At 48.5% G+C, this 14,465-nt stretch carries 10 protein-coding genes; 1 reads left to right on the forward strand and 9 read right to left on the reverse strand.

Annotated features, from left to right (window positions below; all coding sequences use genetic code 11):
• Positions 1-209 precede the first annotated feature (209 nt).
• Complete coding sequence (locus QJ036_RS13825; protein WP_283231934.1) at positions 210-1,049, reverse strand: rhomboid family intramembrane serine protease; 840 nt, start codon at positions 1,047-1,049, stop codon at positions 210-212.
• Between the two features lie 267 nt (positions 1,050-1,316).
• Between QJ036_RS13825 and QJ036_RS13830 the strand changes: the two genes are divergently transcribed.
• Positions 1,317-5,609, forward strand: coding sequence for a 2-hydroxyacyl-CoA dehydratase (locus tag QJ036_RS13830; protein WP_283231935.1), 4,293 nt, complete (start codon positions 1,317-1,319; stop codon positions 5,607-5,609).
• Positions 5,610-5,695: 86 nt separating this feature from the next.
• On the opposite strand, the gene QJ036_RS13835 is transcribed toward QJ036_RS13830, so the two are convergent.
• From QJ036_RS13835 to QJ036_RS13870, 8 genes are all read right to left on the reverse strand, one after another.
• The gene (locus QJ036_RS13835; RefSeq protein WP_283231936.1) at positions 5,696-7,039 is read right to left on the reverse strand and encodes an MATE family efflux transporter; all 1,344 of its coding nucleotides are present in this window, start codon (positions 7,037-7,039) and stop codon (positions 5,696-5,698) included.
• 110 nt (positions 7,040-7,149) lie between these two features.
• On the reverse strand, positions 7,150-9,387 hold the full coding sequence (locus tag QJ036_RS13840; RefSeq protein ID WP_283231937.1) for an LTA synthase family protein: 2,238 nt from the start codon (positions 9,385-9,387) through the stop codon (positions 7,150-7,152).
• Positions 9,388-9,478: 91 nt separating this feature from the next.
• On the reverse strand, positions 9,479-10,300 hold the full coding sequence (locus tag QJ036_RS13845) for an undecaprenyl-diphosphate phosphatase (RefSeq protein WP_283231938.1): 822 nt from the start codon (positions 10,298-10,300) through the stop codon (positions 9,479-9,481).
• Positions 10,297-10,983: a uracil-DNA glycosylase gene (locus QJ036_RS13850; protein ID WP_283231939.1), complete on the reverse strand. Its 687-nt coding sequence runs from the start codon at positions 10,981-10,983 to the stop codon at positions 10,297-10,299. The genes QJ036_RS13845 and QJ036_RS13850 overlap by 4 nt, the downstream gene beginning before the upstream one ends.
• A 38-nt stretch (positions 10,984-11,021) precedes the next feature.
• Positions 11,022-11,783 (reverse strand): imidazole glycerol phosphate synthase subunit HisF, encoded by a 762-nt coding sequence (gene hisF, locus QJ036_RS13855; protein ID WP_283231940.1) that lies wholly within the window; start codon positions 11,781-11,783, stop codon positions 11,022-11,024.
• A 17-nt stretch (positions 11,784-11,800) separates the two neighbouring features.
• Positions 11,801-12,409, reverse strand: coding sequence for an imidazole glycerol phosphate synthase subunit HisH (gene hisH, locus QJ036_RS13860; RefSeq protein WP_283231943.1), 609 nt, complete (start codon positions 12,407-12,409; stop codon positions 11,801-11,803).
• A gap of 120 nt (positions 12,410-12,529) precedes the next feature.
• Complete coding sequence (locus tag QJ036_RS13865) at positions 12,530-13,153, reverse strand: hypothetical protein (protein WP_416388552.1); 624 nt, start codon at positions 13,151-13,153, stop codon at positions 12,530-12,532.
• 68 nt (positions 13,154-13,221) lie between these two features.
• Positions 13,222-14,052 (reverse strand): uroporphyrinogen decarboxylase/cobalamine-independent methonine synthase family protein, encoded by an 831-nt coding sequence (locus tag QJ036_RS13870; protein WP_283231942.1) that lies wholly within the window; start codon positions 14,050-14,052, stop codon positions 13,222-13,224.
• Between the last annotated feature and the right edge of the window lie 413 nt (positions 14,053-14,465).

Consider the following 14,465-nt stretch of genomic DNA (forward strand, 5'->3'; position numbering starts at 1 on the left):
CATTTTTTATACCAAAAGATGCAGACTTGCTCAGAAATAGAAAAATTCATACAAAGAAACGCCAAAACCGACATTTGCCGGAGTTGGCGCTTCTTAATCAGGGACTTATTTTACAGCCCCTTTCCTGACTGACAATGTTTGTACTCAAGTAACTGTCCTTAATCATACAATGTATTCGCCGCGCTGCTCACTAACTTTCCATTTGCGCTTTAAGGCTGCTGATGCTGCTCCGAAGTCACATGCTTGTGGGTATACAGATGATCCTGACAATACTCATAGGTGCCCTCACACTTGGAGCAGAAACGAAACTCCAGATTTTCGTCGTCAAACTCGGTCCTGCCGCAGACCGCACAGCGGTGCCGGGGATGCTTTTCGTCAGCCTTCGCTGCATTGACCTGCTGCCGGTACACAGCCTTTCGCTTGATCTCCTTGGGATTTACCCGGTTCATGTTCCTGCCTGCCAGAAAGAAGATCAGGAAATTGGCCACCGACAAAATAATAGCCGTCCTGGTCGCCCAGCTTCCTACGATCAATTCATAAATAAAATAAATCCCGTTCAGAATTCCCAGCCATTTCGCCTTGATCGGAATAATGAAAAACAGCAGAAACTGCATATCCGGGAATGTGGCTGCAAATGCAAAGAACAGGGACCAGTTCAGATAAGAGGTCCCGAGCAGAAACACCTGACCAAAAATCAGATAGATCAGGATAGCTGCCAGAATATGCCCCAGTACACCGATCATAAAATACAGATTAAACCGAAAGCTTCCCCAGACCCGCTCCAGAGTCGTCCCCAGGGAATAATAAAGCCACATGGCAATGACAAAATACAGGATATCTCCCGCCGGAGGGTATATCAGGAAGGTAAAAATTCTCCACACCTGTCCCTTCAGGATCATACTGGCATCGAGAGACAGATACTGATAATAAAAAAGCGGATTTACATTCATGATCACGAAACCGACTCCATAAAGGATCATGATATAAAACATCAGATTTCGGATGGCATATCTGCCGAACTTCCGCTCCAGCTTGTTCATCCAGTTCATATTCAAAGCTCCAATCCTTCTGTTTTCAGAAATCAAAACGTGTCTTTTTTATTATAGGAAGAAACCCTTCGTTTGTCAAACCTATGAAATGCTGTTCCATATATTTAACATTTTTCATCATTTTTTAACATTATTTTCACCCCTCCTATTCTTGCTTTTCTCATGGGAACATACTATAATAGCAAATGGTTTACTGTCTTTGTCAGTATTAAGATTATATAAAGACAGCTTGAGAACTTTATTGATTTTGTAGAAAAAGGTGTTATTATGGCAAAATTCAATACCCTTGGAATCGATATCGGCTCCACTACCGTCAAGGCTGCCATTCTGGATTCCGAAAATCATGTGCTTTTTTCCGCCTACGAGCGGCATTACGCCAACATACAGGAAACGCTTGCCTCCCTCCTGAGGCAGGGCCTCGAGGCCCTGGGTCCCATGGAAGTCTGCCCGGTCATCACCGGATCCGGCGGTCTCACCATTTCCAGGCATCTGGAGGTTCCCTTCGTCCAGGAGGTTGTGGCCGTCGCCACCTCCCTGCAGGATTACGCCCCCCACACGGACGTGGCCATTGAGCTGGGTGGTGAGGACGCAAAGATCATCTATTTCACTAACGGCATCGACCAGAGAATGAACGGCATCTGTGCCGGCGGTACCGGTTCCTTCATTGACCAGATGGCATCTCTTTTACAGACCGATGCCAGCGGCCTGAATGAATATGCGAAGCATTACAAGGCCATTTATCCCATTGCGGCCCGCTGCGGTGTCTTTGCCAAATCCGACATTCAGCCTCTCATCAACGAAGGTGCCACAAAAGAGGACCTGGCAGCTTCCATTTTCCAGGCAGTCGTCAACCAGACCATCTCCGGTCTGGCATGTGGTAAGCCCATTCGGGGCAATGTGGCCTTTCTCGGCGGCCCCCTTCATTTCCTTTCCGAATTGAAGGCTGCTTTCATCCGTACTCTCAGACTGACCGGTGACGCCATCATTGCACCGGAGCATTCGCATCTGTTTGCCGCCATCGGTGCAGCCATGAACCCGAAGGAAGAGATCCATACCTCTCTTACGGAGCTCTGCAACAGGCTGGAGCATGGGGTTCGAATGGAATTTGAGGTGAAGCGTCTGGAGCCGCTGTTCCGTGACCAGCGGGAATACAACGAATTTTTAGAGCGGCACAGCCGGCACAGTGTTGCCACTGCCGATCTCAATACATATGAAGGGGATTGTTTCCTCGGCATTGACGCAGGTTCCACTACCACCAAGGTGGCTCTGGTAGGCGAGGATGGTTCTCTCCTCTATTCCTTCTATTCCAACAACAACGGAAGTCCCTTAAAGACCACGATCCGTGCCATGAAGGAGATCAGTGAACTGCTTCCTCCCAGTGCTTCCATCCGGTATTCCTGTTCCACCGGCTACGGAGAAGCACTGATTAAGGCTGCTCTGATGCTGGACGAGGGCGAGGTGGAAACCGTATCCCATTACTACGCTGCCTCCTTCTTCGATCCGGAGGTGGACTGCATTCTGGATATCGGCGGCCAGGACATGAAGTGCATCAAGATCAAGAATCAGACCGTGGACAGTGTGCTTCTCAACGAGGCCTGTTCCTCCGGCTGCGGATCCTTCATTGAGACCTTCGCCAAATCCCTGAATTACAGCGTCCAGGATTTTGCCCGGGAGGCTCTCTTTGCCAAAAATCCCATTGATCTTGGTACCCGCTGTACGGTATTCATGAATTCCAATGTGAAACAGGCCCAGAAGGAAGGCGCACAGGTATCTGACATTTCTGCCGGTCTGGCCTACTCAGTCATTAAAAATGCACTGTTCAAGGTGATCAAGATCACCAGTGCCAGCGATCTGGGCAGGCGTGTTGTTGTACAGGGCGGCACCTTCTACAACGATGCCGTTCTCAGAAGCTTTGAACGGATCGCCGGCTGTGAGGCCGTCCGACCCGACATTGCCGGGATCATGGGTGCCTTCGGCGCAGCCCTCATTGCCAGAGAACGCTATACTCCAGGCAAAGAGACGACCATGCTTCCTATCGAAAAGATCCTGAATCTGACCTTTGATACCAGGATGGCTCACTGCAAGGGTTGCACTAACAGCTGCCTTCTGACCATCAACCGGTTCTCCGGCGGCCGTCAGTTTGTATCCGGCAACCGATGTGAGAGAGGTCTGGGCAAGCAAAAAAATAAGGATAATATTCCGAATCTGTTTGAGTATAAATATAAAAGGGTCTTCGATTATGAATCTCTGACACCGGATCTGGCTCCCCGGGGTACTGTCGGAATTCCCCGTGTCCTCAACATGTATGAGGATTTCCCCTTCTGGGCCACCTTCTTTAAAGAGCTGGGCTATCAGGTGATCCTGTCTCCCCAGTCCTCCAAAAAGATCTATGAACTGGGGATCGAGTCCATTCCCAGTGAATCGGAATGCTATCCGGCCAAACTGGCCCACGGTCATGTCAGCTGGCTGATCCGCCAGGGTGTGCAATTTATTTTCTATCCCTGTATTCCCTATGAACGGAACGAGACTCCCGATGCCCAGAATCATTACAACTGCCCCATTGTCACCTCCTATGCGGAAAATATCAAGAATAACGTGGAGGAGATCTCAGAGCTGGGTATTCACTTTATGAATCCCTTCCTCGCATTCACCAATGAAGAGATCCTGGAGAAGCGTCTGGTGGAGGCTTTTGCAGAGGAACGGGAAGAAAACCCTTCCCTTTCAGATAACTGGCCTGCCGCCGGGGAAATCCGCGCTGCAGCAAAGAAAGCCTGGGCAGAGCTCCTCGCTTCCAGGGAGGACATCAAACAGAAGGGTGAGGAAACCTTAAAATATCTGGATGAAACCGGCCGGAGAGGCATTGTTCTGGCAGGACGTCCTTACCATGTGGATCCGGAGATCAACCACGGCATTCCGGAGCTTATTACCTCCTATGGGATCGCTGTGCTGACTGAGGACTCCGTCTCCCACCTTGGACAGGTGGAACGTCCCCTCATTGTCATGGATCAGTGGATGTACCATTCCAGACTGTATCGGGCGGCAAATTTTGTCAAAACGAGAGAGAATCTGGATCTGATCCAGTTAAATTCCTTTGGCTGCGGACTGGATGCCGTTACCACCGACCAGGTGAACGATATTCTGACCGGCTCCGGAAAAATTTATACCGTATTAAAGATCGATGAGGTCAGCAATCTTGGAGCCGCCAGAATCCGTATCCGCTCTCTGATCTCAGCACTCCGTGTCCGGGATGAACGCCATATTCAACGAAAAATCGTATCGTCGGCTTACAACCGGGTGGAATTTACAAAAGAAATGCGGAAGGATTATACCATCCTCTGCCCTCAGATGAGTCCCATTCATTTTAATATGCTGGGACCGGCCATCTCCTCCTGCGGCTACCATGTAGAGGTTCTGCAGAACCACACAAAATCCGCTGTGGATGTGGGATTAAAATATGTCAATAATGATGCCTGCTATCCTTCTCTGATCGTAGTGGGCCAGATCATGGAAGCTCTGCTCTCCGGAAAATATGATCTCAATAAAACTGCCGTATTTATGAGCCAGACAGGCGGCGGCTGCCGTGCCTCCAATTACATCGGCTTTATCCGCCGTGCTCTGGAACGGGCCGGTATGCCTCAGATCCCTGTCATCTCTTTGAGTGCCCAGGGACTGGAATCCAATTCCGGCTTCTCCTTCTCTCTGCCTCTTCTTATAAAAGCCATGCAGGCGGTCGTTTATGGAGACGTATTTATGCGCGTGCTCTATCGGATGCGTCCCTATGAGCTGGTTCCCGGCTCCGCCAATGAGCTTCATGAAAAGTGGGAAAAGAAGTGCATCGAAGATCTGACCGCCTCCCGTGTCTCCATGGGAAAATTCAAAAAGAATGTCCGGGCCATCATTCAGGACTTCGACAATCTGCCCATCCATGAGGATATGAAGAAGCCCAGAGTCGGCATTGTGGGAGAGATCCTTGTAAAATTCTCTCCTCTTGCCAACAATAATCTGGTGGAACTTCTGGAATCTGAAGGTGCCGAAGCCGTTATGCCGGATCTGATGGACTTTCTTCTGTACTGTTTTTACAACACCAACTTTAAAGCCAAAAACCTTGGTTTTAAAAAATCAACTGCCCGCCTTTGCAACATAGGAATTTCCCTTCTGGAATATTTCCGGAAAACTGCTCGGGAGGAATTAAATGCAAGCCGTCATTTCCTTCCCCAGGCGAAGATCGAAAGTCTTGCCAGGCTGGCAGATCCCTTTGTATCCTTGGGCAACCAGACCGGTGAAGGCTGGTTTTTGACCGGCGAGATGCTGGAGCTCATTCAATCAGGAACCAACAACATCGTATGTACCCAGCCCTTCGGATGCCTTCCCAACCATGTGGTCGGCAAGGGAGTCATCAAGGAACTGAGACGCCAGTATCCGGATTCCAACATTATCGCGGTCGATTACGACCCCGGTGCCAGCGAAGTCAATCAGCTGAACCGAATCAAGCTGATGCTGGCAACCGCCCAGAAAAACTTAAAAAAGGCCCAGACGGGCCAGGATGCCAAAGTCCAATAAAAAGGTCATAGAACCAAAACAGGCAGCCTCCGTTTTCCTGACACAGTCAACTGTTATGTCAGAAAAACACGGAAGCTGCCTTTCTATTATTCTCTGAATTTCTTTTTTCTCATTATAAAATAACAGACTGCATGGGCGCTTCCGGTCAGGGTCCAGGATATGGGATAGGAAGCGTAAAGGGTAGCCAGACTTCTGTTTGCCTGGAACACCGTGAATACCCACACAATACGGAACAGACAGATTCCTGTCAGAGCAACCAGCATGGGTGTCAGAGACGCCCCCATTCCTCTCAGACTGCCCGCCAGTACATCCATAATGCCGGCGATGGCATATGGCGCACAGATAAAGCTCATGCGGAGGAGACCATAGCGAACCACCTCTTCATCAGGTGAGTAGATATGAAGAAGCTGATTTCCAAGAAGATAGGAACCGGTTCCCAGCAAAAGCCCCACTGCCACCGCCGTCACCAGACATTCCAGCAGAACCTTATCCACCCGCTTGTATTTCTTTGCCCCCATATTCTGACCGATAAAGCTTAAGGCTGTCTGCTGGACCGCATTGACCGAGACCGTCAGAAATCCGTCAATGTTGTTTGCAGCGGTATTTCCCGCCATGGCAACAGGGCCGAAGGAATTGACTGATGACTGGACTGTCATATTGGAAATATTAAACAGCGCCCCCTGCAGCCCTGCCGGAAGGCCGATCTTCAGCATATCGATCAGCTTGTCCTTATAGATATGAAGCTCCCTCAGCCGAACCTGATAGACGCCTTCGCTTTTCATCAGACAACGGAGCACCAGAACAGCAGAAAGGACCTGGGAGATCACCGTGGCAATGGCAACACCCGCCACGCCCATCTGAAATACGACCACAAACATCAGATTGAAAAGCACATTGATGACACCGGCTGCCGATAAAAAATACAACGGTCTTCTGGTGTCCCCCACTGCCCTCAAAATGGCTGCTCCGAAATTATAGGTCACGAAGGCCGGCATTCCCAGAAAATAGATCCGCATATAAAGAACCGAATGGGGAAGCACCTCCGCCGGAGTATCCATCAGAGTCAGAATGGGCCTTGCCACTGCCACTCCCAGCACAGTCAGCACAATGCCGCAGGTAAGTGCCATGAGAATGGTAGTATGTACCGTCTCATAAATATCCCGCTCACTCCTGGAACCGTAATAACGTGCCACCAGCACGTTCGTCCCAATTGAAATCCCCATAAACAGATTTACAAGCAAATTGATCAGTGCCGCCGTAGATCCAACCGCCGCCAGCGCGTTGTTTCCTGCATAACGTCCCACAACAATCACGTCCGCTGCATTGAAAAGAAGCTGGAGCATGCCGGACAAGATTAACGGTATGGCAAACCGCAGGATTTTTCCTAAAAGCGGCCCGTTACACATATCGATTTCATATGTTTTCTTCATCGCATTTCCCACCCTGTTTGATACAGCCCAAAAACCGCCGCTGAAGTCATGCTTCTGCGGCAGTTTTCATAGGTTTCATTCTTTTGTAATATTGACTCTCCCGCCTTTTGTCAGTTCAGACTGGAACTGTTCTTGGTTCCGGGGAAGATGTATTCATATGCGTCATCATCCAGACAGATACCCGATATCTCACGGCGATTTGCAGCCACCTTTTTCATAGCCGCCACATAATCTTCCTGCTCCTGTGCTGTCATTGTCACGCCGGATGCCGGAGTAAAGGTCTGCGTATACCTGTCATAATACCCTGCATCACTGAGCCAGCTTCCTGAATTAAAAGCTACCAGACCTGCTGAATCCGACAGGATGTCCATACCGGAAAGCATTCTGGAATCATACTCAAGACCCAGCAGATTGGAAATAGTCGGAAGAATATCCACCTGGCAGCAAACCTTATCCACCTGAACCGGCTCCTCCATGCTGGCTGTCCACATAATAAGAGTATTCTTATACAAATTATAGTCGGTGATCATATTCTCCTTTAAACTGTCAGCCAACGCCTTAGTATCACCGGAAGAAAAGGTTTTTCCGGACATTTCCTCCATGGCCGCCACATCAAAATAAGGAATGTGATCCGGCGCCAGTACCAGAAGAGTCTTGTCAGCAATACCGGCCTGCTCCAGCCGCTGGATCAGATATTCCAGAGCCTTGTCCAGCTCAACACAGGTTCCCAGATATCCCTGAGCAGCCTCCGAATACTCCGGTCTATTTACCAGATCCTTATTCTTTGTTCCAATGGCATTGCTTGCAAACTCATAGGGCATATGGCCGCTGATGGTCAGATAATACACGTTAAAGGGCTGTTCACTGTTAATGAACTGATCAACAGTCTGTTCCATGCAATAAAGATCCGACTGGGGCCAGATTTCTTTTCCATTGGCATTCTTCTCCATCTCAAAGCCGGTACCCTGCTGAACCCATTTATACCCCATATTGGTGTGAGAAGCCAGCCGATTATACATATTTCCATTTGCATGGAACCCAATGGATGCATATCCTTCCCGGTTCAGCTGCTGTGCCAGACTGAAATACCAGTTGGTTTCCTTGTTTCCGCTTTCCTGCATAATGACACTGCCGCCGTTTTTCGGATAAAGTCCCAACATATTCTGGCACTCTCCACCGGAAGTGCTGGTATAGTGGAGGGCCGTATAGAAATTATTGAACACAAAGCCTTCATGAGACAGCTTCCACAGTGTCGGCGTCAGTTCCTCGCTGATTCCATAACCGGTCAGACCTTCTGCGGTGATAAAGATCACATTGTAGCCTTTAAATGCTCCTGTATACTTGTTTTTATTGGTGGGTGTCTGGCTATTGAAATACTTACAGAGCCATTCCACATCATCATTGGGCGCGTTGGCCGCCAGCCCTTCCAGATCCACATTCATCACATTCGGCGACGTATCCGTATTGGTAAACAAAAGATCGTTGCCCGTAGCCACAGGCACATTGGCGCTCTCACCAGTACCATTTCCGCCGTCTGCTCCGCTTTCTCCTGAATCCGGTTTACTTTCAGCCGCGAAGGTAGGATTGGTAAAATCATCGTCCCGGTTTGACTTTACACCAAACAGAGAATGCTTCAGATCCAGCCTGAGCATGGTGGTAATTCCCAGCTGCTGCACCTGATCATCCACATTGGTATCGGTAGCATACAGCACCTTCGGTGTGTAATCTCCCTTCCATGGCAGTTGAATCATCAGAAGGGCAAGCAGGTGAGTCACCACAAAGGCTCCGGCCACAACACCGGAAAGACCGATCCATTTTCTCTTAAAATTATAAAAATTTCTTCCGATAACAAAAATAAAGATCACCGGCAGGAACATTAAAAGAATACCAAAAATGTTTCCAAAAATGCCTTTGATAATGGCACTCATATAATCGGTCAGTTTATTGCCCGCCGCTGTACTGGCAATGCTGAACAGCTGGTAATAGGTGGCCAGTATCTTCTTTGTCATCATTTCCACAGTATAAATCAGACTGAACAGAATCGTGATCACATAGGTAATGATCCTGTTGGCCCGGAAGCTGAAATTGATTGCAAAAAGGGACAGGAAAAATCCCATGGACACCGAGAAAAACAGCCAAACCGGCAGATAGCGGATGCCCTCCCCCATGTAAATATGGAAAAAAAACTCCAGATAAAAAATCATCATGGGGAAATACAGAATCGGCCCCAGAGCGGATAATAATCCCAGGATGCCTTTACGCCTGCGACTGCGTCCTCTGGGAGCGCTCCCGATACTTCCATATTCATTTCTGCCCCGGCCTGCGCCGGTTCTGTTTCGTTCTGACATAATCATCTTCCTCATTTCTTGTATCAATAAATCTGTTAATCACATAATCATATGAGCTTCTCTTCCGATCTGCCTGCGTAAACAGCAATTCCTATTTGATCATAAAATATGCAACCACCAGGACACCAAGCACGATTCTGTAAATACCAAATGCCGTGAAATCCCTCTTTCGGATATATCCCATCAGGAACCGAATGGCAAGCACCGAGACAATGAAAGCAGTGATCATTCCCACCAGAAGCACTGCGACCTCAGTGCCGGTATAATGGAAGCCAAACTTGATAAGTTTTAAGAAACTGGCCCCAAACATGACCGGAATAGACATAAAGAAGGAAAATTCCGCCGCAACCGGCCTGGATATTCCGATGAGCATAGCTCCCAATATGGTTGAGCCGGAACGGGAAGTTCCCGGTATCAGAGAAAGCACCTGAAAAGCACCAATGATCAGCGCATCCTGATAGGTGAGCTGGGAAAGCCGCTCCACAGAAAAATAATGACGTTTATTCCGTCTCTCCAAAAGAATAAACAGAATGCCGTAAATGATCAGGGTTGCAGCTACCACATAGCTGTTGTAAAAATGCTCGTCAAACCAGTCATTGAACAGAACCCCCAGAATCCCTGCAGGAATGCAGCCCACCAGAACCTTCCCCCACAGCCTCCAGGTCTGCTTTTTCTGTCTTGTATTCTTTTTGGGTGAAAAAGGATTCAGCTTATGGAAAAAGAGAAGGCATACTGCAAGGATAGCGCCCAGCTGGATCACCACCCGGAACATTTCCATGAACTCTTCCGTAACAGATAGGGGGAGCAGATCCTCCAGAATAATCATATGTCCTGTACTGCTGATGGGAAGCCACTCGGTGATTCCCTCAACAATACCAAAAATAACCACTTTGAGAAATTCCAAAAAGTTCATACTTCCTCCCCGATATTTTCAATCTGCCAGTCAATGGGCTCAACCCCATGGGCCTTCAAAAACTCATTTGCCTTGCTGAACGGGCGGCTCCCGAAAAATCCCCGATAGGCAGACAGAGGACTGGGATGCGGAGCCTCCAGAATCAGATGATTCGGATTTGTCAGCATTGCCTTTTTATTCTGTGCAGGACGCCCCCACAAAATAAACACGATGGGATGATCCAGTTCATTCAGGGCCTTGATAGCCGCATCCGTAAATTCCTCCCAACCGATCCCCCTGTGGGAATTTGCTGCATGGGCCCGGACAGTCAGCACCGTATTGAGAAGCAAGACTCCCTGCTTTGCCCATTTGGTCAGATATCCATTGTTCGGAATATAACAGCCCAGATCATCATGAAGCTCCTGATAAATATTGACCAGTGACGGCGGGATCTCCACTCCCGGTTTCACAGAAAAACACAAGCCATGGGCCTGCCCCACATTGTGGTAGGGATCCTGACCAAGGATCACCACCTTGACCTTGTGGAAGGGTGTCAGCTCAAAGGCTGAAAAAATATCCTTTGACTCAGGAAATATCTGTCTGGTATTATATTCTTCTTTTACCGTCTTATATAACCTGGCATAATATGGTTTTTTAAATTCCGCCGAAAGCGGCTCCAGCCAATCATTGGAAATGGCTGCCATACAGTTTCACCTTCTTATCTTGCGTACCAATCCGACGCTTACAGCCGCACAGGCAGACCTCTGCCGGATAAATACTGCTTAAGCTCCCGGATCTCCAGTTCTTTATAATGGAAGAGAGATGCCGCCAGTGCCGCATCTGCTTTTCCCTTTGTGAGAACATCGTAAAAATGCTCCTTTGTTCCTGCGCCGCCGGAAGCAATGACCGGAATGGATACATGTTCCGCCACCATGGCTGTCAGTTCATTATCGTAACCGGCCTTGGTACCGTCGCAGTCCATGCTGGTAAGAAGGATTTCTCCCGCTCCCAGCTTCTCGACTCTCATAGCCCATTCAATGGCGTCAATTCCCACATCAATACGGCCGCCGTTTTTATAAATATTCCACCCGGATCCATCCGGCCGCCGTTTTGCATCGATAGCCACCACCACACACTGGCTTCCGAATTTATCGGCCGCCTGTGAAATCAGGCATGGATTGTTGATCGCCGAAGAATTGATGGATATTTTGTCTGCTCCCTCTCTGAGAAGGACCTTGAAATCCTCCACGGTCCGGATTCCTCCCCCGACCGTGAACGGGATAAAGACCTTTTCCGCCACCCGGCGCACCATATCGACCACTGTATTTCTGGCATCCGACGATGCCGTTATATCGAGAAAGACCACCTCATCTGCCCCAGCCTTATCATAGGCTGCTGCAATCTCCACCGGATCTCCTGCATCTCTCAGATTAACAAAATTTACGCCCTTTACCACCCGTCCGCCATGGACGTCCAGACAGGGAATAATCCGTTTCGTAAACATGCTGTCCCTCCTGTCTTTTATGAAAGCTCGGCAAAATTTTTAAGGATCCGAAGTCCTACGTCGCTGCTCTTTTCCGGATGGAACTGACAGGCAAACACATTGTCCTTTTCCACAGAGGCATGAATACAGGTACTGTACTCCGTCGTCGCAGCTACAATCCCATCATCCGATGCCTTTAAATAGTAGGAATGAACAAAATATACATAGGAACCGTTTTCGATTCCCTGAAATAAACGGGTTCCTTCCTTTATATCGAGAGAATTCCATCCAATATGCGGAATTTTAAGTCCCGGTGCATCCGGAATACGGAGAATCTCTCCCGGCAGAATCCCAAGCCCCGGAACACCGGGAGATTCGGCGCTGCCGGAAAAAAGCAGCTGCAGTCCGAGACAGATTCCGAGAAACGGAGTCTTTCTGTCTGTCACCTCGCGGATCACATCAACCAACTCATATTGATGAAGCTTTTCCATCGCATCCCCGAAGCTCCCGACTCCTGGAAGAATTACTTTGTCCGAAGCCAGTATCTCTTCCCGGCTTCTGGTTATGATCGGCTTCTCTCCCAGAGAAACCAATGCCTTTTCCACACTTTTCAGATTGCCTGCATCGTAATCAATAATCGCTATCATCCTGTCACGTCCCTCCGCACGGCTCACTACTTCTCTGGACATTTTATCACAGTTACCTGTGTCATACAATAGAAGAATTGGCGGATTTTCTTAAGAAAAATCACCTTTTTCCGAAACTCTTCACAGGCTGCAAAGCCACTCCACGCTGTTTTTGGCTACTGCATTGCCCCGCCCGTCCAGATTATCCGGAAGCTGGAAAAGTTTCTCATGGACCCGGTAAAACGTGGACTTCTGATTGAGATAAGCAGTCTTTTCAAAAGGCCATCGGATCACTGTCGGTGTCCGGAACCCGACTCCCAGCTCCAAAAGCAGAAGCTTTCTGTTCAGACTCCTCTGAAGCCATGTCATGTAAGCCTTCCACTGAGGGAGATACCCTGCTTCCACATAAGGTTTTTCCTCCACCGTATTGGGTACAAGGGAAGCGCCGCACCTGGGACATTGTCCCCCCTCCGGCGCATCCTCCCTTCTCCATATTTCCTCGCAGCAGGCAGCGCTGCACTGAAGGAAATTTCGGTTTCCACATGGTGCGACGATCCTGTTTTTATCCAGATCCGTTTTCCATATCCATCCGTCCATGGCCGTCGTCACCACAAAATAGTCAGTTCCTGCCAGCATACCGGCAAGCCTTTCATATGCCTCGGAAAGTTCTTCCCCCATTTCATCGGATTCCCACTCTTCGCCGACACCGACGAGAATATAGTCATTCTCTTCAATAAGCTCTTTCCATTTCTGTTTCGACTTCATTTCCACGTTTCCGTTTTCCTTTCCTATGTTCAAGCCGGAAACGAATGTCTGCTCCAGCCTGTGTGCTTCTATTTGCGTCCTGCCGCACGTTCCTCCGCAATTTCATCCATCACTTCCTGGAATACGGGAAACCTTCTTCTGGCATCCATATCTACTCCGCATCCGCCGCAGATAACCAGCTTGTTACCTGCCTGTTCAATTGCATCTTCCACTCTCTTCTTCATAACAGCCTTGACATCCGCTCGGCATGCACCGGAAAAGTCATTGGGCGCATGTAAATAAGCCGTTGTACGGTCAAGACTCTTTCCACCGTTGTGTTTGATTCCTCCTATCAGAACCTTATCCGTTTTTGCGCGAACCTCACCGAGAGAAGGCATGTTGTCCTGCTGATCCGCCCAGTTAAAAGCATCACAGGGAAGATCCAGAGCCCAGTCGATGGCCTCTCCGTCTCCGTTGCACAAATGAACCATGCGAAATTTACATTTATCTTTGATTGCATCCAGAATACGTGCTGAGCTTGCCCATTCATATTTCCTATAGCCTTCATACCCTAGTTTCAGATTCAGACCATTCTGCATACCAAAGAAAAGACCGGTAGCACCTGCCTCCATCTCACGTATAAAAACAGGACTATCCTCAACTTTTAATGGACGAAGCTGCAGCCATTCCTTCCCATGATTGATCCTCCATTTTTCCACGCTCTGCCAGGACTGCATGCTGGGTGTCACATTTGGAGGAATCACCTGCCCGAATGCCTCCGGAATATACATACCGGATTCAATAATCTTTATAAAATCAAACTGATACGCCTCCTGAAATGCGATCGTATAATAAGCCAGATCCTTCGCATTACTCTCTTCCAGACTGCAGTGCGGGCTCCAAAATGTGAAACAAGGCATATCCAGCCATTCTCCCTTCAGGGCTGCCTCCAGTCTCTGTGTGTGTCATTTCTTTTTCCTCCTCTCAATGAAATCGAATAGACTCTGGGTATATTATACCACCAACACTCCTTCAGAGACAAGAAAAAGGCAGGAATTCATGATTCTGTTTTAATTTTGATTTGGGATCGCTGCGGCGAACTGCCGCAAGAAAAAATAAAAGAAAAGGCTCCGAAACAGCTTCGAAGCCTCTTTATCTTATGTACTGAATATTCTTATGTACTCTTCAAATCTTCTGTAAATGAAGGCATTTCCCATACCTTCAAAACTACACATTGTCAACATCTTTTCCAAAACAAACCCTTGCCGCCTGGATAAGCCCTCGACCGATTAGTAACAGTCAGCTCCATACATTACTGTACTTCCACCTCTGT

This window comes from Fusibacillus kribbianus (genome assembly GCF_030053595.1).
Lineage (GTDB): Bacteria > Bacillota > Clostridia > Lachnospirales > Lachnospiraceae > Lientehia > Lientehia kribbiana.